We start from the raw sequence: 23,242 nt of genomic DNA on the forward strand, positions 1-23,242 counted from the left end.
TCTTATCCCTCCCCCTTGTGGGGAAGGTGGCCCCGCAGGGGTCGGGTGGGGGTAGGGGAGCCCCGATATGACCGTCGTTCCCTAGACCGATGAACCTAAGCACCCATCGGATACGGCAAATACCCCGCAAACCCCGTCAGCTTCCAAATCCCGTCCACCTTGCGGCAGAAATACAGCGTCTGCCAGTTCAACACATCCTTGCCGCCGTCGCTCAGCGCGATCTCACCGTCGAACTTCTTATGCGCGATGGCAATCTCGCCATTGATCTCGATCTCGGTCAGCGACGTGGCGCGGTGGATTCCTTCCAGCACGTCCTCGGCATAGTCGAGCTTCTGGCTCTCCTTGGCCTGCCGGATCCAGTCGTCGCGATAGGCCTCCAGCGTCGGAAAGCTGATCTTCCAGGCGTCGGGATTGCCCGACTTGCCGCCGTTGATCCCGAGGAACCCCTCCTTGACGAAATCGCCGTCGACCAGGCTCCAGTCGGCGGCCACGAAAGCGGCAATGTCGCGCTCGACCAGCATGGTCCAGATGGCGCTGCGGTCGGTGTCTTGGGGGAAGGGATTGGTGCTCGGCATCTCAGCTCTCGCTCATCTGCAGGTAGCGAATTGCGCTGGCTGCAGTCCTGTTTCAAATTTTCATGGAGACCATCTGGATGAAACACTCCTGAGGAGCCCAGATGAATACCAATCTGAACATGCTGCCCCTTTTGAAACCTCTTGTCCACATGCCTGCGGCCCTGAAATGCAGGATAAACGCCCAGAAATTCGGCAAAATGGCGCCTCATTGGGCAAAGTGATGGGGTGGCTTAAATTGGTATTGAACGTGTGACGGATTCGTGTTGACATCCATTTCACAACGACCCTAGTCTTGAAAATCGTTTACAGAATTCCGTACCGATCCAGCAGAGATCGGCCGAAGAATAAACAGGGAATGCTCATGCGAGTCGGCATTATCGGCCTCGGCTATCGTCTCGGTTATCTGGCGCGGGTCTTCTCCGCCGCCCGCTCCGATTTCACGATTGTCGGCTATGTCGATCCGGCTCCGGCTGGCCTGCCATACACGCAGGAGCATGGCGTTTCGGTCGGCACCTCTTACGACTCGCTCGAAGCCCTGCTCGACAATCAGGAGCTCGATCTCTTGATGGTCGGCTCGCCCAATCATCTCCATCTCGACCACATCCGCATCGGCCTCGAGCGCGGTCTGAAAATCTTCACCGAAAAGCCGGTGGTCACCTCGGTGGAAGACACCATGGAGCTGGCCAAGCTTATCGCCCAATACGGCTCCGACAATGTCATGGTCGGCCTCGTGCTGCGCTATGCTCCGCTCTATGTCGATCTGCGCAAGGCGCAGGCGGAAGGTCAGCTTGGCGACATCACCTCCATCGAGGCGTCCGAGCATATTCCGCCCTATCATGGCGCCTTCTTCATGCGCGACTGGCGCCGCTACGAGCGCTATTCGGGCAGCTTCATGCTCGAAAAGTGCTGCCACGACCTCGATCTTTATAACGGCGTCATGGGCTGCCGGCCGCAATATGTGTCGAGCTTCGGTGGTCGCCGCACCTTCGTTCCGGCCAATGCTCCCACCAATGTCGGCATCAACGACATGGAGGTCTATCATCGCAAGCCGTCCGGCTGGGAGGGCTCCGACAAGGTGTTCGACAGCGATGGCGACGTCATCGATTTCCAGACTGCCATGGTGCAGTATGAAAACGGCGCCGCGCTGACCTTCCACACCAATCTCAACGTGCCCGATGATTTCCGCCGCTTTGCCGTGATGGGTGCGCAGGGCATGGCCGAAGGCGATTTCATCCGCAATTTCCTGCGCGTCACCGATAGCCGCACTGGCGAACGGCTGACCGACACCACCTACAAGATGAGCGAGCTTAGCCAGCATTATGGCGCCGACGAGCAAATGGCCGAGGATATCCTCAAGCATATGCTCGAAGGCGTCGCCCTGCCGGTCGCCGTCACCGACGCGCTCGAAGCGGGCCTTTTGGCCCTCACCATGGACCAGGCGATGCGCACGCGCTCCGTCATCGACATGACCCCGATCTGGCAGCAATATGATGCTGCCCTCGGGCGAGCGAATTGAGGAAAACGCCATGACCAGCAGCCGTAGCGCAGTCACCTTCGCCCTTCTTCTGCTGGCCCCCGCGCTGATCTATATCCTGACCATCGTCGCCTATCCGCTGGTCGATACCATCATCCTCAGCTTCACCAATGCGGCGCTCCGCCCGACCTATGATTTCGTCGGCTGGGCCAATTACCAGCGCATCTTCACCGCCGGCAATTTCACCGAAGTCATCATCCGCACCCTGGTCTGGACCTTCTTTTCGGTCTCGATCAAGATGATCATCGGCATGTGCGGCGCCGTGCTGCTCAATGCCGCCGTGCCTGGCCAGACCGTCTTCCGCATCCTCACCATGCCGCCCTGGATCGTTCCCATGGCCATCGGCATCTACATGTGGGCCTGGATGTATAACGGCAATTTCGGCATGATTTCCGGAATGCTGCAGAATTTCGGCCTGACCAATGGCCCGGTCGCCTTCCTCGCCTATGGCCACACCGCCTTCTGGGCCACCATCGTCACCGACGTGTGGATCGGCGTGCCCATGGTCACCATCTATTTCCTGGCCTCGATGCAGTCGATCTCTCGCGATCTCTATGAAGCCGCCTGGACCGATGGGGCAGGGCGCTTCTACCGCTGGCGCCGCATCACCCTGCCGCTGATGCTGCCGGCCATCGTCACCATGAGCCTGCTCTCGCTCATCGCCACCTTCAATTCCTTCGACATCATCTACATCCTGACCAATGGCGGCCCGTCCGGTCAGACCACGACGATGATCATCGACACCTACAAGACCGCCATGGGCTCCCGCAAATATGGCGAAGGCGCCGCTCGCGCCGTGGTCATTTGCATCTTCGTGTCGATCTTCTGCCTCGTCTACTTCCGCGCCGTCCGCAAGCTCTCCCAGGGAGAAGTCAAATGAGCGATGTCGCCCGCACCGAAGAAATTGCCGCTGTCGAAAGCCCCGCCTTGGTCAAGCCGGCCAGCCGCGTCCGCTCCGCCAAGCCGATGATCGACCGCTACAAGTGGTATGAGGTCGCCTCGATCTATCTGGGCATTGCGGTCTTTCTGTTCTTCGTCCTGGCGCCTTTCATCGAAGGCTTCCTGGTCTCGCTCAAGCCGCTCGCCCAGTTGTTTTCGACGCCCTATAGCTTCATTCCGAAAAACGGCTCCTTTGACGCCTATGTCAACATGTGGACCTCGGTCCCCATGCTGGGCATGCACATCTTCAATTCCTTCTTCATCTCGAGCGTGGTGACGCTGATCGTCATCGCCGTGGTGGTACCCGCCGCCTATGCCTTCGCCCGCTTCCAGTTCCCCGCCTCGGGTCTGATGCTGGCCGGGTTCCTGGCGGTCAACATGTTCTCGGGCGCGGTTCTTTTGATCCCGCTGTTCCGCCTGATGCGCGGTTTCGGCATGCTCAACACCTATTGGGCGATGATCGTGCCCGGCGCCGCCTTCCTCATTCCGTCGTCGATCTTCCTGCTGCGCACCTACATGCTGCGCATTCCGCGCGAGCTTGACGAGGCCGCCTGGGTCGATGGTGCATCGCGCCTTTACACTTTGCGCCGGGTCATCCTGCCGCTGGCCATGCCGGGCATTGTCGTGGTCGCCATCATGACCTTCATCGGCGCCTATGCGCAGCAGTTCATCTTCGCGCTGACTTTCAATTCCAAGACCGAATACATGCCGCTGCCGGTGGGGCTCTTCGCCTTCTTCGGCAAGCAGGAAGTGCAGTGGAACGAGCTGATGGCCGCGTCCTTCGTCGGCATCCTGCCGGTGATGATCGTCATCGTGTTCCTGCAGCGCTATCTCGTGGCAGGCCTGACCGCAGGGGCGGTCAAGCAGTAGAGTTTTCGGCCGGGGCCCGCCGGGACCCGCACTGACCGCGTCGCGGTCAAAAAGTAGAGTTTTCGGCCGGACCCCGGAGGGATCGGACGAGAGGGAAGGCGCCTTCGGGCGTGCAACAAGGGAGACTAAAGAATGAACAAGACCAAAGGCTTTGTGCTGGCGTCGCTGGTGGCCCTCTCGGGTACCACAGGCCTGGCCGGTGTCGCCGTCGCCGAAGAAATCAACATCATCCTCTGCGGCGACGTGGTGACCCCGGTCTACACCAAGCTGTTCGAGGAATGGAACGCCGCCAATCCTGACTACCAGGTTGCGCCCGAACTCGTTGGCTGGGGCCAGTGCCAGGACAAGGTGACCACCCTCGCCGTCGCCGGTACGCCCGTCGATATCGCCTATGTCGGTTCGCGTACCCTCAAGCAGTTCGCCCAGAACGACCTGATCGTTCCGGTGCCGATGAGCGACGACGAAAAGGCCGGCTACTACAACAACGTCCCTGAAACCGTCACCTTCGACGGCACCCAGTGGGGCATTCCGGTCGCCTTCTCCACCAAGGCCCTGTTCTGGAACAAGGACCTGTTCGAGGCTGCTGGCCTTGATCCCGAGGTTCCCCCGGCCACCTGGGAAGAAGAGATCGCTTTCGCCAAGCAGATCACCGAAAAGACCGACGCTGCCGGCTTCGGCATGGTCGCCAAGACCTTCGACGGCACCATGCACTGGTTCCTGCACTGGCTCTATACCAACAACGGCCAGGTCATTGATGCCGATGGCAACATCACCCTCGACTCGCCGCAGAACCTCGCTGCCCTGACCGCTTTCAAGGAAATCGTGCCCTTCTCCGAAGAAGGCCCGACCGCCTATGAGCAGAACGAAGTCCGCGCCATCTGGCTCGACGGTGGCCTTGCCATGCTGCATTGCTCGGTCAGCTGTGCTGGTCGTGGCACCGAAGCTGGCATCAACTGGGGCGTTGCTCCGCTGCCGCTCGGCCCGGAAGCCCAGGGTCCTGGCACGCTGCTGATCACCGACTCGCTGGCCGTGTTCAAGGGCACTGGCCAGGAAGACAAGGTCATCGAATTCGGCAAGTTCCTGACCTCGCCTGAAAACCAGCTGGCCTACGAACTCAGCGAAGGCGGCCTGACCCCGCTGCGTCCGTCTGCCGAAGTCGACAAGCTCGTCGCCGATACCCCGCATTGGAAGCCCTTCATCGACGGCATCGAATTCGGTGGTCCTGAGCCCCTGCTGACCGACTATGTCGGTTTCCAGAACGTCATGATCGAAATGGTCCAGTCCGTCGTCACCGGCGCTGCTGAACCCGCCGCTGCCCTCACCAAGGCTGCCGGCGAGCTCGACCAGTACAAATAAATCGTTGACCGCAGCCGTCGCCCTTCGGGGCGGCGGCACCCCTCCTTTTCCCCGGAGCCGAGCAGAAAATGTCGCAACTGAGCCTGAAGCGCCTCGAAAAGTCCTTCAACGAAGCCCGCATCATCAAGGGCATCGATCTGGAGGTTTCCGAAGGCGAATTCGTGGTCTTCGTCGGACCCTCCGGCTGCGGTAAATCCACCCTGTTGCGCATGATCGCCGGCCTCGAAGACGTCACCGAGGGCGAGATTTCCATCAGCGGCAAGGTGGTCAACGACCTGCCGCCGGTCGAACGCGGCATCGCCATGGTGTTCCAGTCCTATGCGCTCTACCCGCATATGACGGTCTATGAAAACATCGCCTTCCCGCTGCGCGTCGAAAAGCTGCCCAAGGACGAGGTCGAAAAGCGGGTCCAGGCCGCGGCGAAAGTGCTCCAGCTCGAGCCGCGCCTGCAGCATCGCCCCGGCCAGCTCTCCGGCGGCCAGCGCCAGCGCGTCGCCATCGGTCGCGCCATCGTCCGCCAGCCCAAGATTTTCCTGTTCGACGAGCCCCTGTCCAACCTCGACGCCGCACTCCGTTCCGAGATGCGCATCGAGCTGATGGAACTGCACAAGCGCCTCGGCTCGACCATGATCTACGTCACCCACGATCAGGTCGAAGCCATGACCATGGCCGACAAGATCGTCGTGCTCGATGCCGGCGTCATCTCCCAGGTCGGCTCGCCGCTGCAGCTCTATCACAAGCCCGACAATCTCTTCGTCGCCGGCTTCATCGGCTCGCCCAAGATGAACTTCATCAACGGCACGGTAAAATCCGCCGACGGCACCACCATCACCCTCGACCTCGGCGCCCTGGGCACCCTGGCCCTGCCACGCAGCGCCAAGATCGGCGCCGGCCAGTCGGTCACGCTCGGCATTCGCCCCGAACACCTCAAACTCGGCGCCGGCGACTTCACCCTGTCGGTCACCCCGCGCATCATCGAACACCTCGGCATCCACACCGTGCTCTATGCCAACCTGCCCGCCGGCGAAAACTTCATCGGCCTCTTCGAAGGCGCCCCGGAAGTCGAGGAAACCAAGCCGGTGCAGATCGGCTTCACGCTGGATCAGGTGCATCTGTTCGACCAGGCAGGATTGGCCGTCTACTAAGGCCCCCACCCGCCCCCCTATCGGGGGCCACCCTCCCCACAAGGGGGAGGGATAAGAAAGATCGAGACCGCTGAACTCTCAATTCCCTCCCCTAAATGGGGAGGGTGGCCCCAAAGGGGTCGGGTGGGTGATGGGAGCCACCATGGTCCCGTACTAGTCCCCATCGACTGCGGTTAACCCGCGTCATGCAACAAAAGGGAGGCCGATCATGTCGGACATCGTCGGCCTGCTGCAGACCGAGAAAAACGCCTTCACCCGCTCCGAGCGCGCGCTGACCGAAATCGTCCTCGCCGATGTCGATAGCGTGCTGAAAATGTCCATCGTCGACCTCGCCGCCCAGGCCGAGGTCTCCCCGCCCACCGTCACCCGCTTCTGCCGCCGCCTCGGCTGCGACAGCTATGCCGATTTCAAGGTGCGCCTCGCCCAGTCGCGCTTCGTCGGCCAGCGCTACTTTGCGCCCCAGGCCGGCCCCTCGAGCGTGCATGAAATCGCCCAGGGCGTCGTCAACGGCATCCAGTCAATCATCTACGACACGTTCGACCATCTCGATTTCGCCGCCGTCGAACGCGCCGCCGAAAGCATTGTCAAATCCTCCAATGTCCTGGCCTTCGGCTCGGGCGGCGCCTCCTCGATGATGGCCGGCGAAGTCGAGGCGCGCCTGTTCCGCCTCGGCCTCAAGGTCGCCACCAGCGACGATCACCAGATCCAGATGATGCGCGCCGCTGCTGCCCCAGCCGGCACCGTCATCGTCGCCTTCTCGCTCTCGGGCAATAATTCCCAGCTCGCCAAGGCGCTCACCGTCGCCGGCGAATATGGCCACACCCGCATCGTGGTCACCCGCTCGGCCTCCATCGTTTCGGCCCAGTCCGACATTCTGCTGCCGGTCAACTGGCACGAAAATACCGACATCTTGCGCCCCACGCCCGGCCGCTACGCCTTTCTTGCCACCGTCGACGTGCTGGCCCAGACCGTCGCCACCCGCCTCGGCCCCTCCGCCGTCGCCTCCATGCGCCGCATCAAGCACCAGCTCGTCGTCAACCGCGACGGCGACGACACCCAGCCGCTGGGGGATTGATTGGTGCAACACCAAGCGCCAGGCATTCAGCTGCCAAGTGGAGCCAAAATCACCTCTCCCCTGAGGGGAGAGGTCGGCGCGCAGCGCCGGGTGAGGGGTTCACCGCCGCAGTCAGCACGGTACCCCTCGCGAGCCCTGAACCCCTCACCCCACCCTCTCCGCTCAGGGGAGAGGGAGCCAACGTCCAGCGGTCCACGGCGGCAGTTGATCATCGCCGCAGCGCCTAGATCGTCTATCAAAGAAAAAGTATTGCCATGACCATCGCCTTCTCCCTCGTCACCACCTGGACCCCCGCCACCGATGACGCCCCGCTCGGCTATGGCATCGAGCTGACCAATGACGGCGACGAAGCGGTCTCCAATTTCCAGCTCGGCTTCTCCGGTCCCGCGCGCATCGACCCGCACGCCACGCTCGAAAACGGCAAGCTGCTCAAGCGCCTCTCCAACCACACGCTGATCGCCCCACCCGAAGACTTCGTGCTGCAGCCCGGCCAGACCTGGACCTCTATCGCCCGCGGCCTCTCCTATGGCCTGCGCCATTGGAGCGACGGCGCCAACACCGGCTATGTCGTGTTGAGTGACGGCACGGTCGTCTCACTCGCCACCGCCCCCACCAAGGGCAAGGGTCACAATTCGCCCCTGCTCAAGGGCGCGGTGAAATTCCCCGTGCCGGCCAAGGCGCCGGTCCCGGTTTCGATCATTCCCTGGCCCAAATCCGTCGCCACCACCGGCGCTCGCACCGCCCCTCCCGGCCTTGATCTGAAACCCGAAGGCACAGACGCCGGCCGCGCCGCCGCCGCCTTTGCTGGCCTCGTCGATGATCTCTTCTCCGTCGAAGGCCTGGTCCGCCCGGCCTCCGAAGCCGGCCTGCCGGTCACGATCCGCTACAAGGACGGGCTCGGCGCCGAAGCCTATGAAGTCCACTTCGCCGATGACGCGGTGACGGTCGAAGCCACCACCCGCCAGGGCATGTTCTATGGCCTCGTCACCCTCGGCCAGATCCTGCGCGGCGCCAAACAGCACCCGCAGACCTTCATCTTCCCCACCGGCGGCACCATCACCGACGAGCCCGGCTTTGCCTATCGCGGCTGCCATCTCGACGTGGCCCGCCAGTTCTATTCCGGCGCCGAAGTCTCCCGCCTGATCAAGCTGCTCGCCTGGAACAAGCTCAACAAGTTCCATTGGCACCTCAGCGAAGACGAAGCCTGGCGCGTCGAAATCGATGCCTATCCGGCGCTCACCGAAGTCGGCGCCTGGCGCGGCCACGGCAAGGCCCTGCCGCCCTTGCTTGGCTCCGGCCCGCACCCCACCGGCGGCTATTACTCCAAGAATGTCATCCGCCAGATCGTCGCTCTGGCCGATAGCCTCGCCGTGACCGTCATCCCCGAAATCGACATGCCCGGCCATTTCTACGCCGCGCTGCAGGCCGTGCCCGAGCTGCGCGACCCCAATGAAACCGGCGAATACCAGTCGGTGCAAGGCTTCCCCAATAACTCGCTCAACCCGGCGCATGAGCCGGTCTACAAATTTGTCGAAACCGTCATCGACGAAATGCTCGAACTCTTCCCCGCCGGCATTTTCCACCTCGGCGCCGACGAGGTTCCACTCGCCGCGTGGTCCGGCTCGCCGCTCGCCCTCGACATGATCGAAAAGCTGAGCGGTCCGGCCATGCGCAAGAAGCACGAGGCGCAGTTCAACGTTCTCGGCAATCACCACGGCGCCGACGACATCGAAGGCTCGCCCACCGCACTGATCCAGGCCGCCTTTATCCGCCGCGTCCACGATTACATCTCGTCCAAGGGCGCCATCACCGGCGGCTGGGAAGAGGCCGCCCATGGCGATGCCGTCGACAAGGACAAGAGCTTCGTCATCGGCTGGCGCAATGTCGAAATCAACGCGGCCCTCGCCGAGCGCGGCTATGACATCGTGGTCTCGCCCGGCCAGCGCTACTACCTCGACATGGCCAATGGCGTCGCCTGGGCCGAACCCGGCGCCGGCTGGGCCGGCTGGTCGGGCCCGCAGGAAACCTATGAGTTCGAAAGCCGCCAAGGCATGTCCGAAAACGGCCTCAAGCACCTGCTCGGCATCCAGGCCTGCATCTGGAGCGAGTCGATGACCGACCGCGCCATCTTCGACCGCCTGGTCTTCCCGCGCTTGTCCGCCATCGCCGAATCCGGCTGGACCACGCCCGAGCGCAAAAGCTGGGACCGCTTCAAGGCGCTCGTGGGCACCATGCCAATCATGTACGGCAACTGGGCTGCAGAGTAGGAAACAGACGCCCCACTGGTGTAAGGCCAAAAGAGTGGAGCACCACCCCCCCCTTGAGGGGAGGGAAGCGAGTTAGCACTTAGCGTTTGCTAAGTCCGTCATCGAGCAGGAAGGGGGTATTCTTCCGCAAGCACAGCGCCTGTGGCCTACCCCCTCCCTTGATCCCTCCCCTCAAGGGGGAGGGTGACGACTGAAACGTCAGCGTCTTAAAGCCAAGCATTCTCCACCATCGGCCAAATATCCCGTCTCGCCTTGCGATACTCCGTCTCCGCCGGCCTGTTCGGATAAGGTTTGCCCGCCGAGCAGTACACGATCTCCGACGCGATCTTCGAAAAGCTGTCGTAGAAATGATTGGTCGACTTGATCAGCAAGATCTTCCGCGACGTCGGATCGATCCCCATCGTGGAAAACAGTGACGGATCAAAGCTCTGCGCCCGCGTCGAATTGAGGATCACATCCACCCCGTCAAAGCTGATCCACGCCGCATCGCCAAATGGCGCAAAGCTCTCGCCGAACTTCATCTCGGCATTGCGCACCAGCTTCCGCACCGTCACCCGCCGGTCGATCGGGTTCCCGGTATGCGGCGCCGATTTTGCCCCGAAGCGCAGCGGGATCACCGCGCCTTCACCCGCCGCCATGCAGATCTGCACCGCCATCGGATCCCAGATCGTCCCCACCGCGACATCGGTTATGCCGCGCGCCAGCAGCTCGGCCAGCACCACCGTCGCATCGCCAGCCGTGCCGCCACCCGGGTTGTCCCACACATCGGCAATCACCACCGGCCCGACCGGCGCGGCAATCGCTGCATCCACCGCCGCAACCTCGTCCACCTGCGCCACCATGAAGGTGCCACGCAGCGCATAAAGCTCGCGCCCCAGCCGCTCCGCCAGTGCCGCACCCAGCGCCGCATCGCCATCGGTCACAGCAAGCACCTTGGTGCCCATCTCCGGCACGTCGCCGGCCATGAAGCCATGCACCACCGACAGCGACAGCAGCCCGGGTTCGCTCTTTTCCAGCGCAAACATCCTGTCGACGAAACCACGCATCGGCTGCCGGCTGGTCGGAAACACATCGATCATCCGGCAGTCGAACACCGACATCACCGGCCTGATCTCGCCCTTCAGCGTCCGCACCGCGATATCCCACAGGTCCCGCGCCCGATCGACGAAGTCGGTATGCGGAAATTCCTTGAAGTAGACAAAGAAGTCCGCCGCCGCCGCGCGCTTCGCCGTGAGATGGCTATGCGGATCGAGCTCAGCGCAGACCAGCACCTCCGGCCCGACGATCTCGCGCACCCGGGACAGAATATCCCCCTCGGCATCGTCATAGCCCTGCGCCACCATGGCGCCATGCAGCCCGAGCACCACGGCATTGACCGGCAGCGCCGCCCGCAACTGGTCCAAAATCTCGTCGCGCAACTCTTCATAGGTCGCCCGCGCCACCAGCCCTGCCGGATCGGCCCAACTCGCGCTGCCCTCGATCAGCTCCCACCCCTCTCGCGCACAAACCTCGCGCCCGACGGTGATCGGCGCCGTGCACAAAGTCGGCGTCACGGGGTGCTCGCCGGGCCGCGCATAAAGCGATGCCTCAAAGGCGCGCTTGTCGACCGCGATGGGCGAAAATGTATTGGTCTCGGTGGCGAGAGCTGCAGTGAAAATGCGCACGAGAAACTCGCAAGAAAAAAACCGGCAATCTGGATGCAAGATGGCTGCAAACAGGACGAAAGCTTGCACGCTTGCTTGTTGAGGCTAGCATAGTGTGACTGTGCCGATCACGTAAGAAATTTACAGAATTTCCCGCAATTTCTTGCTGGTCGTCGCCGAAACGCGCGCTAGAATGCCATGAAATGAAACTGAATTTCAGAAAGGCCACGAAAATGCCGATCAAACGCTATGGTGCTGAAAAAGCCGGGGCCGGTGGCCAGAACCTCCCCTTCGCCCGCGCCGTCGAGGCCGGCGGCTTCCTGTTCGTCTCCGGCCAGGTGGCGATGAAAGATGGTGAAATTCAAGGGGTTGGCATTGTCGAGCAGACCCATTTGACCATCAAGAACCTTATCGCCATCCTCGAAGAAGCCGGCTACGGCCTCGAACACGTTGTCCGCTGCGGCGTCTGGCTCGACGACCCCCGCGACTTCTGGAGCTTCAACGCTGTTTATAAAAGCTATTTTGGCGAAAACCCGCCAGCCCGGGCTGCCGTCCAGAGCCACATGATGGTCGACTGCAAAGTCGAAATCGAATGCGTCGCCTACAAGGACCCTGCATGACCTCCCCCTTCCGCCTCGATGGCAAGACCGTTCTCATAAGCGGCGCCGGCGGTGGCATTGGCCAGTCGCTGGTCAATGCTTTCCGCGAGGCGGGAGCATCGGTGATCGGCGCTGATCGTGAGGCCAAACTACTGGAGGGATTGGGTCTTTCCAGCACAGTGATCTTCGATCAAGCCGATCCCAAGGCCGCTCGGGCCGCGATAGAAGCGTACCTCATCGACCATGGCACCCCCGACGCCGTCGTCTCCAACGCCGGCTTCACCCGGGCCGAGCATTTCGGCCAGGTCGATGACGACGTCTGGGCCAGCGAACTCGCCATCAATCTCAACGGCGCCTATGCCATGACCGACCCGATCGTTGCCGCCATGGCCCAACGGGGCAGGGGGAGCCTGGTCTTCATCTCTTCCGTCAATGCCTTGGCACACTTCGGAAATCCTGCCTATTCCGCAGCCAAGGCGGGCCTGATCGCCTATGCCAAGGCTATCGCCGTCGAGCGCGGTGGCGAGGGCGTGCGCGCCAATGTCATTGCCCCAGGTTCGGTCCGCACCCCGGCCTGGGATCATCGCCTCGCGGCCGACCCAACCCTGCTCGACAACGTTCTCCCGCATTACCCGCTCGGCCGCATGGTGCTGCCGGTTGAGGTCGCCAATGCGGCCGTGTTCTACTGCTCCGACGCCGCCTCGGGCATTACCGGCACCGTGCTGCCGGTCGATGCGGGCCTGACCGCTGGCAACCTGCGTTTCGTCGATGAAGTCCTGAGGGGCAAATGACCGACATTTCCGAACTCGATACCCCCTGTGTTTTGGTCGATCTCGACCGCGTCGAAGCCAATCTCCAGCGCGCCCAGGCCTTTGCTGACGAGAGCGGGCTGAAACTCCGCCCCCATATCAAGACCCACAAGCTGCCACGCTTTGCCCAACGCGCCATCAACTTCGGCGCGGTCGGCATCACCGTGCAAAAGCTCGGCGAGGCCGAGGTCATGGCCGACGCTGGCATCACCGACATGCTGTTGACCTTCAACATCATCGGCGCCGCCAAGCTCAAGCGCCTGCGGGCGCTCAGCGACCGCGTCACCATTCGCGTCGTGGCCGACAGCGCGGAATGCGTCGCCGGCCTATCGGAAGCTTTTGCCGATAGCGCCAATCCGCTCGGCGTCCTGGTCGAATGCGACACCGGCATGGGCCGCTGCGGCGTACAATCGCCCGAAGCGGCGCTGGAACTGGCGAAAATCATCATCGCCGCGCCCGGCCTCGAATTCTTCGGCCTGATGACCTATCCCGCCGCCGGAAAATATCATGAAGCCGCCGCCTGGCTGGCGGCCGCCAAATCCCTGTTCGACGCCGAGGGCATTGCCGTGCCCATCATCACCACCGGCGGCACGCCCGACATCTGGCATGCCGATGAAGCCGGCGTCGCTACGGAATATCGCCCCGGCACCTATATCTATATGGATCGCTCGCAGGTCGCCGCCGGTTCCGCCAGCTATGACGATTGCGCGCTCACCGTCCTCGCCACCGTCGTCAGCCACCCCACAACCGGCCGCGCCATCATAGACGCTGGCAGCAAGGCCTTGACCAGCGACCTGCTCGGCCTTGTCGGCCACGGCTACATCCCCGCCTATCCCGATGCCAAGGTCGTCGGCCTCAGTGAAGAGCATGGCACGCTCGACGTCTCCGCCTGCGCCGAAGGCGGCCCGAAGATCGGCGAACAGATCGTCATCATCCCCAACCATTGCTGCCCGGTCACCAACCTGTTCGACCACGTCCATCTGGTGCGCGACGGCCAATTGGTCGAGACCGTCGCCGTCGCCGCGCGGGGCAGGGTGGATTGACCGGCGCCAATGACCGCCCTGCCGCCTGACTTCTTCGCCCGCCCCGCCGCCGAGGTCGCTAGCGATCTTATCGGCGTGACGCTGCTCGTCGACGGCGTCGGCGGCCCGCTTGTGGAAGTCGAGGCCTATGATCCCACCGACCCCGCCTCGCATAGTTTCAACGGCCAGACCCCGCGTAATGCCGCCATGTTCGGCCCGCCCGGCCACGCCTATGTCTATAAAATCTACGGCATCCACTGGTGCCTCAACTTCGTCTGCCAGCCCGGCAGCGCCGTACTGATCCGGGCACTTGAACCGCTCCATTGGCTGAGCCGCATGCAGGAGCGGCGCGGCACCATGCCCGAGCGCCAGCTCTGCTCCGGCCCCGGCAAGCTGTGCCAGGCGCTGGGCATCACCATCGCCCACAATGGCCTGCCGCTCGACGCGCAGCCGTTCGAACTGCTTCCGGCCAGTCAAAGCCACGAGGTCGCCACCGGCCCGCGCATCGGCATCACCAAGGGCATGGATACCCCCTGGCGCTTCGTCCGCCGCGGCTCGCCCTTCCTTAGCAAGCCGCTGCGCTGACGGAACCAACCGCCACCCGCAAGGATTGGTCAAACAGAGACCAATGCGCGTCGACCGGACGTGGCGGCACAGGGAACGGGTCGGTTTTTCCGGTCTCCCCTCCCGGCCAACGAAACGGCAGCCGAGCCCTTATCCCGCCCGCATTGGTCTCGCCCAAACAAGCATTTCCAGGAAAAGTGGCCACCAGTTTCCGTCCGGAAATACATTCCAAGTGAGGAGAGAACCATGCCCCAGGGTGACAAATCCGCCTATACCGACAAGCAGAAGCGCAAGGCCTCGGCCATCGAGGAGAGCTACGAGGCCAAGGGCGTTTCCCATAAGGAAGCCGAAGCCCGCGCCTGGGCCACCGTCAACAAGGATGACGGCGGCGGCAAGAAATCCGGCTCCGGCCGTGGCGCCGACACCGGTCATCCTGCCGCCCACAAGGGTGGTGAAAAAGGTGGCAAGGCCTCGGCCAACCGCTCGGCGGCAGAGCGGTCCGCCTCGGCCAAGAAGGCGGCGGCCACGCGCAAGCGCAATGCCGAGCTGCATGCCCATCACTGACCGATCCACGGTGGATAGCGCGTTGCTGTGATCGCGCCATCCTTGCGGCTGACCCCGCCCTGTGATTCAACAGCGGCGTGAGCACGCTTGAATCGGCATGGGATCTTTTCACGAGCGGCGCGATGGCCCCGCAGCGCGATGCGCTTGCGACGCCACGCGATCCGCACGCCGTGCTGCGCGATGTGTTCGGCCACAAGAGCTTCCGCGGCCAGCAGGCTGACGTCGTGGAGCATGTGGTCGGCGGCGGCGATGCTGTGGTGCTTTTCCCCACCGGCGCCGGCAAATCCATGTGCTTCCAGATCCCGGCCATCTGCCGCCCCGGTGTCGGCATTATCATCTCGCCGCTGATCGCCTTGATGCGCGACCAGGTCGAGGCGCTCAAACAGGCCGGCGTTGAAGCCGCCGCGCTCAATTCCTCGCTCTCCTCGGAAGAATCCGCCGAAGTCCGCCGCAAGCTGCGCAATGGCCAGCTCGACCTGCTCTATGTGGCGCCAGAACGCGTGGCGACGCCGGGCTTTGCCAATATGCTGTCGGGCATCGATATCGCGCTGTTTGCCATCGACGAAGCCCATTGCGTGAGCCAGTGGGGCCATGACTTCCGCCCGGAATATCGCGAGCTGATCCATCTGGTCGAGCTCTTCCCCGGCGTGCCGCGCATCGCTTTGACCGCTACTGCCGATCCGACCACCCGCGAAGACATCATCGAACGGCTCGGCCTCGAACAGGCGCGCGTCTTCACCACCAGTTTCGACCGCCCCAATATTTCCTATTCCATCGTCGAGCGCGACAAGGCCCGCGATCAGCTGCTGAACTTCCTCGCCGCCCACAAGGGCAGCTCGGGCATCGTCTATTGCCTCTCCCGCGCCAAGGTCGAGGACACGGCGGATTGGCTGTCCTCCAAAGGCATTCCGGCATTGCCCTATCACGCCGGTCTCTCGCCGGAGCTGCGCAACCGCAACCAGGATGCTTTCCTCAAGGAAGAAAACATCTGCATGGTGGCGACGGTTGCCTTCGGCATGGGCATCGACAAGCCCGACGTGCGTTATGTCGCGCATATGGACCTGCCGTCCTCCATCGAGGCCTATTACCAGGAAACCGGCCGCGCCGGTCGCGACGGCCAGCCCTCCGATGCCTGGATGAGCTATGGCATGGCCGATGTCGTGCAGCGCCGCCGCATGATCGACGAGGGCAATGCCCCCGACGAGATCAAGCGCGTCGAGCACGGCAAGCTCAATGCCCTGCTCGGCGTCTGCGAAACCGCCGAATGCCGCCGCAAGGCCATCCTGCGTCACTTCGGCGAAGACCATCCCGGCAATTGCGGCAATTGCGATACCTGTCGTTCGCCGGTCGAGAGTTGGGATGGCACCGAGGCCGCCATCAAGGCGCTCGCAGCCATCTATCGCACCGGCATGCGCTTCGGCGCCGCCCATGTCATCGACGTGCTGATGGGCAAGGAGACCGAAAAGGTCACCCGTTTCGGCCATCAGCACCAGAAGGTCTTCGGGCAGGGCAAAGATCTCGATGCCAAGGCCTGGCAGTCGGTGATCCGCCAGCTGACCGCTTCCGGCCTGATCATCGTCGACCACGCCAATCATGGCGCGCTGACCCTCGCCGAAGGGGCTCATGCCGTCTTCAAGGGCGAGCGCCAGGTCATCCTGCGCAAGGATCGCCCGCGCAAGTCGGTTGAAGTGCGCCGCTCCCTCGAACGCGCCGCCAATATCCCGCCCCATGCCCTGCCGCTGTTCGAAGCCCTGCGCGAAGAACGCACCCGCATCGCCAAGGCCCAGGGCGTACCGCCCTATGTCATCTTCCACGACGCAACCCTGCGCGCCATGGCCATGGCCGTGCCCAAACACCCGCATGACATGCTCAACCTCCCCGGCGTCGGCCAGGCAAAGCTCGACCGCTATGGCGACGATTTCCTCGCTGTGGTCCGGCGGGTGGCAGCTTGAGCGACACCATCAAACGCCCTCGCTTTGCGGTTGTCGATATCGCGCGCGGCGTCGCCATCATCGCCATGGCGGCCTATCACCTCTGTTGGGACCTGAGCTATTTCCGCTTCATCGCTCCTGATGTCGGCTATGATGCCAATTGGGTGCTGATCGCCCGCTCGATCCTTGCCGTCTTCATGTTCCTGGTCGGCATCGGTCTGGTGCTCGGCCATGGCCAGGGCATTCGCTGGCGCGCCTTCTGGCGCCGCTGGATCTTCGTCGTGCTCGGCGCGTTGGCCATTACCGCCGCGACATATTTCGCCTTCCCCGACAGCTTCGTCTATTTCGGCGTGCTGCACGCCATCGCGCTGTTCAGCCTGCTCGGCCTCGCATTCGTCCGCACCCCGCTCTGGCTGGCCATCGGCGTCGCCGTGATCGTCATCGCGTTGCCGTTGGTCTACTCCGATCCCTTCTTCGACCTCAAATGGACCTCCTGGCTCGGCTTCTGGCAGGAACCGCCGCCGACCAATGACCTGGTCCCGGTCTTCCCGTGGTTCGGCGCCGTCCTGCTCGGCATTATCGCCACGCGCCTGGTGCTCGCCTCGCCATTGGCGGCCCGCCTTGCGGCCATAGTCCCCACCGGCCGCCTGCCGCGCCTGCTGGCCTTCCTCGGTCGCTGGAGCCTGTTGATCTATCTGCTGCACCAGCCGTTGCTTCTGGCGCTGATCGCGCCCGCCGCTGCCGTGCTGCAGCCGCAGGTCGCCATGCGCGAGGTGGATTTCCTGCGCTCCTGCCAAAGCTCCTGCGAAGCTGGCGGCACGTCACCGGCCATGTGCGTGACCTATTGCCAGTGTGGCCTCGAAGGCGTCCAAAGCAATGACCTCTGGAATGCCATCAATTCCGGCATGGTGACCGCCGACGAGCAGGTCCTGCTCGATGCGCAGAACCGGCAATGCTCTGCCGTCATCTATCCCGAGCTCAACGTACCGCAGTAAGACCAAAGCAGGGTGCTTACGGGACATTCTTTGCGAATTTTGCGTAGATTTGGTCTTGAATGGCAGGTCGAACGGGCGTTGATTAATCGCGCGAGTTGATTTTCCGAGTCACGGCAACCTTCTCTTCCTCGCCGGCCCGGGCCCACACATATTTCGAAGTCTGGATACTTCCTTGACCACCGACAAGGCTGGCCGCGTCCATTCACGCGGCGATGCACAGGCACATGTCGCCGCAGCCCATCTGGGCAAGGGACAAAGCCCATTGCTGCGGATCACCCTCTATTCGCTGCGTCATCCCTGGCAGGCCAGTTTTGCGGTCGGCGCCACCATCATTGCCTCGGTGCTGCAATTGTTGATCCCGCGGTTGCTCGGCCATGCGGTCGATCAGGCCCAGGGCATTCTGGCGGCGGGTGCCGAAGGTGCGCAACAGGCGCTGTTCTGGAGCGCAATGACACTGCTCGGCGTCTCGGTGGCACGCGGCTTTTTCACGCTGGTGCAGAACTATTATTCGGAAAGCGTCGGCCACCACGTCGGCTACGAGCTGCGGCTGGCCTTCTACGACAAGGTGCAGCGCCTCTCCTATTCCTATCACGACAAGGTCCATACCGGCGATCTGATCACCATCGGCTTGCTCGATCTCGACGGGCTGCGCATGTTCTTTGCTACCGGCCTGGTGCGCATGGTGCTGCTGACCATTTTGATCGGTGTCGGCGCCTGGATGCTGCTGACCACCGACGTCCTGCTGGGCCTGTTGGCGCTGAGCTTTGTGCCCTTCGTCGCCTGGCGCTCCTCTGCCGCCCAGCTCAAGCTGCGCGGCACCTGGTTCGTGCTGCAGAAAAAGCTCTCGGCGCTGACCCGGGTGATGGAAGAAAACCTCGGCGGTATCCGCGTCGTCCGCGCCTTCTCTGGCCAGAAATTTGAAATGGCCAAGTTCGACGAGGCCAGCAAGGAAGCGCTCGACCTGTCGCATGAGCGTGTGCATATCCGTGTCCGCAACACGTCCATGATGACGTTCTCCTTCTTCGCTGCCATGGGCCTCGTGCTTTGGTTCGGCGGCAACAAGGTCATATCCGGCGAGATGACCGTCGGCACGCTGTCGAGCTTTCTGACCTTCATGACCATATTGCAGATGCCGGTGCGCCAGCTCGGCATGCTGGTCAATTCCTTCGCCCGCGCCTCGACTTGCGGTGACCGCTTCTATGGCTTTCTCGACGAGCCTATCGACATTGCCGACGCGCCCGGCGTCGCCGATCTCAAGGTCACCGAGGGGACGCTGCGCTTCGAGGACGTGCATTTCACCTATCCCGGCGCCAATCATCCGACGCTGGATGGCGTCTCGTTCGAGGCGCGCGCCGGCCAGACCATCGGCATTGTCGGTGCGCCGGGCAGCGGCAAGTCGACCCTCGCCCACCTCATTCCTCGCTTTTACGACGTCACCTCCGGCCGCATCACCATCGATGGCCAGGATGTCGGCCAGGTCTCGCTGCAGTCGCTGCGCCGCTCGGTTGCCGTGGTGCAGCAGGACAGCTTCCTGTTCACCACCACGATCGAGAACAACATCGCCTATGGCGATCCCTGGTCCAAGGAAACCAAGATCGAAAAGGCCGCCGAAAGCGCCCAGCTGCACAATTACATCATGGGCCTGCCGGCCGGTTACGACACCGTCGTCGGCGAGCGCGGCGTCTCCCTTTCCGGTGGCCAGCGCCAGCGCCTGTCGATCGCCCGCAGCCTGGTGCTCAAGCCCGCTGTGATGGTGTTCGACGATTCCACCGCCGCCATCGATGCCGGCACCGAGCACCGCATCCGCTCTGCCATGCGCCGCTATGCCAGCAACCGTGTCACCCTGATCATCAGCCACCGGCTGAGCTCGCTGATGCATGCCGACATGATCCTCTTCCTCGATGGTGGCCAGATCGTCGAACGCGGCAGCCACGAGGAACTGCTGGCCAAGGGCGGGCGCTATCGCGCGCTTTATGATCTGCAGACCCGTCCCAGCGACGACCTCGAAATCGGGAGCGCCGCCCAATGAGCGTGATGGAAGACGAAGAAGACCGCGAAACCGCCAGCTTTCCCGGCCAGCGCCCGCCGCGCGCCAGCGTCGGTTCGCACCGCATCGAAGAGGAAATCTTCGGCAAGGCCTATGACCCGCGCACCGTCCGCCGCATCTGGGCCTTCGTCGAACCCTATCGGCTGAAAATTTACCTCTCGGTCGCCGCCGTGCTGGTCTTCACCGCGACGCAGCTGGCTATTCCGCTGATCATCGGCCGCGCCATCGATAGCGGCATGATAGAGGGTGGCAATACCACCAACCTGCTCTGGGCCGTGGTCGGCTTCGCGGCCGTGGTGGTGGTCAATTATGCCGCCTCCTGGATCCAGGAAAGCCAGGTCGGGCAGGTGGCCGAACACGTGCTGTTCGACATGCGCCGCGCCATGTTCAGCCAGTTGCAGCGCGTCTCGCTCAGCTTCATGGACAAGACCGAAGTCGGCCGCCTGATGAGCCGCCTGCAGGGCGACGTCAATTCCATGCAGGAATTCTTGGAAACCTCGGTGATCTCGGTCGGCGACATGGTGCTGCTGGTCGGCATTGTCGTCGTGCTGCTGTCGCTGGATTTCCGCCTCGGCCTGCTGACGCTGTCGACCATGCCGGTGCTCTTCGTGGTCCGCATCTTCTGGCTGCCGCCCGCCAAGCGCGCCTTCTGGGCGGCGCATGAGACCAATTCGATCACCGCCGGCGCCATGGCCGAGGGCATCAACGGCGTGCGCACCGTGCAGAATCTCGATCGCCAGAAGGTCAATTTCGACCTCTATGACGACAAGGCCTTCAATAACCTCCAGACCCAGTTGACCGGCTCGCGCTTCGCCCAGGTCATGGTGCCCATCGTCGACAGCCTCACCGGCATCGCCATGGCCATTGTCGTGGTGGTCGGCGGCTCGCTGGTGCTCAATGGCAGCCTCGAGATCGGCGTCATCGTCGCCTTCATCTTCTATATCCAGCGCTTCTTCGACCCGATCCGCTCGCTGACCATGCAATATTCGATCATGCAGCGCGCCATGACCTCGGGCCGCCGCATCACCGAAGTGCTCGATGTCCCGTCCTCGATCAATGACAAGCCCGATGCCGTCACGCTGGACCGCAGCATGGACGGCTCGGTCGAATTCCGCGACGTGGTCTTCGGCTATCACCCCGACCGCCCGGTGCTGAAGAATGTCAGCTTCACCGTCCTGCCCGGCGAAACCGTCGCTCTGGTCGGTCCCACCGGTTCCGGCAAGACCTCGGCCATGTCACTGGTGCATCGCTTCTACGAAGTGGACTCCGGCGCCGTGCTGGTCGGCGGCCATGACGTGCGCGACGTGACCCAGGAGTCGCTGGGCGAACAGGTCGCCATGGTGCTGCAGGAGCCCTTCCTGTTCACCGGCTCGATCTTTGACAACATCCGCTACAACAAGGCGTCCGCCACCCGCGAACAGGTCATCAATGCCGCCGTCGCAGTCGGCGCGCATGATTTCATCATGCGCATCCCCGGCGATTACGACAGCATTCTCGAACAGCGCGGCTCCAACCTCTCCCTCGGCCAGCGCCAGCTGCTGAGCTTTGCCCGCGCCCTCGTCGCCGATGCCAAAATCCTCGTCCTCGATGAGGCCACCGCCAATATCGACTCCTATACCGAGCGCCAGATCCAGAAGGCCCTGCTCACGCTGCTCGAAGGCCGTACTGGCATGGTCATCGCCCACCGCCTCGCCACCATCCGCGGCGCCGACCGCATCATCGTGCTGCAGAACGGCGAGCTGATCGAGACCGGCAATCACGACGAGCTGATGGAAAAGAACGGCCTCTATTCCAAGCTCTACAACATGAACTACGCCAGCTTCGACGACATTCCCGACGAACTGGTTACCCAGGCCAATGCGAAAGCGGCGAGCACCTGAAAGTCTTGCCGCACAATAATATTCTGCCGCCGTCCGGATCAGGATGCTAGACGGTCTCACCTTGGGAGAGATCCATATGCGCCTTGTCCTTGTCATAGCTCTGCTGCTGTCCACTGCACCGGCCTTTGCCGCCGACGCGGTCATTTACAAGGGCACGTTGGGAGGCAAGGACATTGTCGTCGAGCTGACCGATCCGTCGGCCGACCAGGTGGTTGGGCGCTACAGCTATCTGTCCCAGGGCGGCGACATTCCCTTGAGCTCGGTCGATACCAGCGAAGGCGTGGTCACGCTTGCAGAAGAAGCGCCCTGCACCGAAACCACCTGCGTCTTTGATGACAATTACGAGATCGTCGAGGTGCCCATCGGCGCCCACTGGCAGCTGCGCGTCAAGGACGACGGCAGCATCACCGGTGGCTGGAACCCGGCCGACGGCAGCGCCGTGCTCGATATCGAACTGACCGAAGTGGCCCGTCGCACGCTGCCCGAAGACATGGCCATCACTCCTGCTGATCTGGCCGATAGCGCCTGGGTCGCCTCCTATGACAATCCGGCCGCCTTCTCGCGTGACAGCGCGCCTTATGATTTTGCCAAGATGGACGTCGCGCTAACCGAGGGTCCGACCCGGACCATGGACGGCAATAGCTATCGCGACGTGATCGATCCGCGCTCCAAATTCCCTTTCCCGCGCGTCGTTGCCTTTGCCGACGGCAGCCCGGTTGAGGCCGCCAATACACGGCTGGCTGCGCGCCACGCCCAGATCAACATGAGCGCCTTTGCCTGCCTGTCCAAGGCCTATGCCGGCCTCGGCTATCGGGACGGCATGGGCGGTGGCGGCCTCGGCGATTTCGATGGCGAAAGCATCGAGATTGCCTATCTCTCCCCCACCGTCATCAACTGGACCGAGACCGGCAGCACCTATTGCGGCGGCGCCTATCCCAACAATCACTTCGACAGCTATATCATCGACGCCAGGACAGGTGCAGACTTTGCCCTGGGCTGGGTGCTCAAGGATTGGATCGCCACCGCGGACACCACCAATTACGAGCCGGTGACCGACCAGGCTGCCGCGCTCGAAAATCCGAACGGCTACCTCTTTGCCCCTGGCCAGCCGCTGATCGACTATGCCTTGGCCTATCTCGACGAAGCCGGCCTTGATCCCGACCTTGCCAGCGAATGCCAGCTTCCAGACCTCATCGCCGAGGGCAATCTCGGCTTCCGCTTTGCCCCCGAAAACAAGCTGGTCTTTGCCATTACCGGCCTGGCCCATGCCAATTTTGCCTGCAGTGAGGATGTGCTGACCGTCAGCCTCAGCGACATTCCCGAACTGCTCGCCCTCACGGCCAGCGACTATTTCCCCGATCTCGCCAATTAGTTCGGCATCCCCTCTTGCCGCATAAGCCATGGCGCTCGCTATCTGGCGGGCGCAT

Annotated in this window: 19 protein-coding genes; 17 read left to right on the forward strand and 2 right to left on the reverse strand. The window is 62.9% G+C overall.

Going from position 1 to position 23,242, the window contains the following annotated elements; genetic code table 11:
• Positions 1-95 precede the first annotated feature (95 nt).
• Positions 96-575, reverse strand: a complete 480-nt coding sequence (locus BM045_RS02300; protein WP_092179375.1) for a hypothetical protein — start codon at positions 573-575, stop codon at positions 96-98.
• Positions 576-936: 361 nt separating this feature from the next.
• Here BM045_RS02300 and BM045_RS02305 point away from each other — a divergent pair, with 361 nt between their 5' ends.
• From BM045_RS02305 to BM045_RS02335, 7 genes are all read left to right on the forward strand, one after another.
• On the forward strand, positions 937-2,091 hold the full coding sequence (locus BM045_RS02305; RefSeq protein ID WP_092180795.1) for a Gfo/Idh/MocA family protein: 1,155 nt from the start codon (positions 937-939) through the stop codon (positions 2,089-2,091).
• Positions 2,092-2,101: 10 nt separating this feature from the next.
• Positions 2,102-2,989 (forward strand): carbohydrate ABC transporter permease, encoded by an 888-nt coding sequence (locus BM045_RS02310; RefSeq protein WP_092180798.1) that lies wholly within the window; start codon positions 2,102-2,104, stop codon positions 2,987-2,989.
• An 86-nt stretch (positions 2,990-3,075) separates the two neighbouring features.
• Positions 3,076-3,918 (forward strand): carbohydrate ABC transporter permease, encoded by an 843-nt coding sequence (locus tag BM045_RS02315; protein ID WP_092180801.1) that lies wholly within the window; start codon positions 3,076-3,078, stop codon positions 3,916-3,918.
• 132 nt (positions 3,919-4,050) lie between these two features.
• Positions 4,051-5,274: an extracellular solute-binding protein gene (locus BM045_RS02320; RefSeq protein ID WP_092179376.1), complete on the forward strand. Its 1,224-nt coding sequence runs from the start codon at positions 4,051-4,053 to the stop codon at positions 5,272-5,274.
• A gap of 68 nt (positions 5,275-5,342) precedes the next feature.
• A complete protein-coding gene (gene ugpC / locus BM045_RS02325; RefSeq protein ID WP_092179377.1) occupies positions 5,343-6,419 on the forward strand; it encodes an ABC transporter ATP-binding protein in 1,077 nt (358 codons plus the stop codon).
• A 208-nt stretch (positions 6,420-6,627) separates the two neighbouring features.
• On the forward strand, positions 6,628-7,494 hold the full coding sequence (locus BM045_RS02330; protein ID WP_092179378.1) for a MurR/RpiR family transcriptional regulator: 867 nt from the start codon (positions 6,628-6,630) through the stop codon (positions 7,492-7,494).
• Positions 7,495-7,748: 254 nt separating this feature from the next.
• On the forward strand, positions 7,749-9,761 hold the full coding sequence (locus BM045_RS02335; protein ID WP_092179379.1) for a beta-N-acetylhexosaminidase: 2,013 nt from the start codon (positions 7,749-7,751) through the stop codon (positions 9,759-9,761).
• 206 nt (positions 9,762-9,967) lie between these two features.
• On the opposite strand, the gene BM045_RS02340 is transcribed toward BM045_RS02335, so the two are convergent.
• Complete coding sequence (locus tag BM045_RS02340) at positions 9,968-11,425, reverse strand: M81 family metallopeptidase (protein ID WP_092180805.1); 1,458 nt, start codon at positions 11,423-11,425, stop codon at positions 9,968-9,970.
• Between the two features lie 212 nt (positions 11,426-11,637).
• Between BM045_RS02340 and BM045_RS02345 the strand changes: the two genes are divergently transcribed.
• The 10 genes from BM045_RS02345 (at position 11,638) to BM045_RS02390 (ending at position 23,187) form a co-directional block, all read left to right on the forward strand.
• Complete coding sequence (locus BM045_RS02345; RefSeq protein ID WP_092179380.1) at positions 11,638-12,024, forward strand: RidA family protein; 387 nt, start codon at positions 11,638-11,640, stop codon at positions 12,022-12,024.
• Positions 12,021-12,794 (forward strand): SDR family oxidoreductase, encoded by a 774-nt coding sequence (locus tag BM045_RS02350; RefSeq protein ID WP_092179381.1) that lies wholly within the window; start codon positions 12,021-12,023, stop codon positions 12,792-12,794. Before BM045_RS02345 ends, BM045_RS02350 begins: the two co-directional genes overlap by 4 nt.
• Positions 12,791-13,855, forward strand: coding sequence for a D-TA family PLP-dependent enzyme (locus BM045_RS02355; protein WP_092179382.1), 1,065 nt, complete (start codon positions 12,791-12,793; stop codon positions 13,853-13,855). Before BM045_RS02350 ends, BM045_RS02355 begins: the two co-directional genes overlap by 4 nt.
• A 9-nt stretch (positions 13,856-13,864) precedes the next feature.
• Positions 13,865-14,419: a DNA-3-methyladenine glycosylase gene (locus BM045_RS02360; RefSeq protein WP_092179383.1), complete on the forward strand. Its 555-nt coding sequence runs from the start codon at positions 13,865-13,867 to the stop codon at positions 14,417-14,419.
• Between the two features lie 225 nt (positions 14,420-14,644).
• On the forward strand, positions 14,645-14,962 hold the full coding sequence (locus tag BM045_RS02365) for a plasmid stabilization protein (RefSeq protein WP_092179384.1): 318 nt from the start codon (positions 14,645-14,647) through the stop codon (positions 14,960-14,962).
• Between the two features lie 122 nt (positions 14,963-15,084).
• Positions 15,085-16,914 (forward strand): DNA helicase RecQ, encoded by a 1,830-nt coding sequence (recQ, locus tag BM045_RS02370; protein WP_092179385.1) that lies wholly within the window; start codon positions 15,085-15,087, stop codon positions 16,912-16,914.
• Entirely contained in the window at positions 16,911-17,888 is a 978-nt protein-coding gene (locus tag BM045_RS02375; protein WP_092179386.1) for a heparan-alpha-glucosaminide N-acetyltransferase, read from the forward strand. Before recQ ends, BM045_RS02375 begins: the two co-directional genes overlap by 4 nt.
• A gap of 172 nt (positions 17,889-18,060) precedes the next feature.
• Positions 18,061-19,917 (forward strand): ABC transporter ATP-binding protein, encoded by a 1,857-nt coding sequence (locus BM045_RS02380; protein ID WP_092179387.1) that lies wholly within the window; start codon positions 18,061-18,063, stop codon positions 19,915-19,917.
• Complete coding sequence (locus tag BM045_RS02385) at positions 19,914-21,815, forward strand: ABC transporter ATP-binding protein (RefSeq protein ID WP_092179388.1); 1,902 nt, start codon at positions 19,914-19,916, stop codon at positions 21,813-21,815. The genes BM045_RS02380 and BM045_RS02385 overlap by 4 nt, the downstream gene beginning before the upstream one ends.
• Positions 21,816-21,891: 76 nt before the next feature.
• Complete coding sequence (locus tag BM045_RS02390; protein ID WP_092179389.1) at positions 21,892-23,187, forward strand: hypothetical protein; 1,296 nt, start codon at positions 21,892-21,894, stop codon at positions 23,185-23,187.
• Positions 23,188-23,242 lie beyond the last annotated feature (55 nt).

This window comes from Devosia sp. YR412, from assembly GCF_900110945.1.
Lineage (GTDB): Bacteria > Pseudomonadota > Alphaproteobacteria > Rhizobiales > Devosiaceae > Devosia.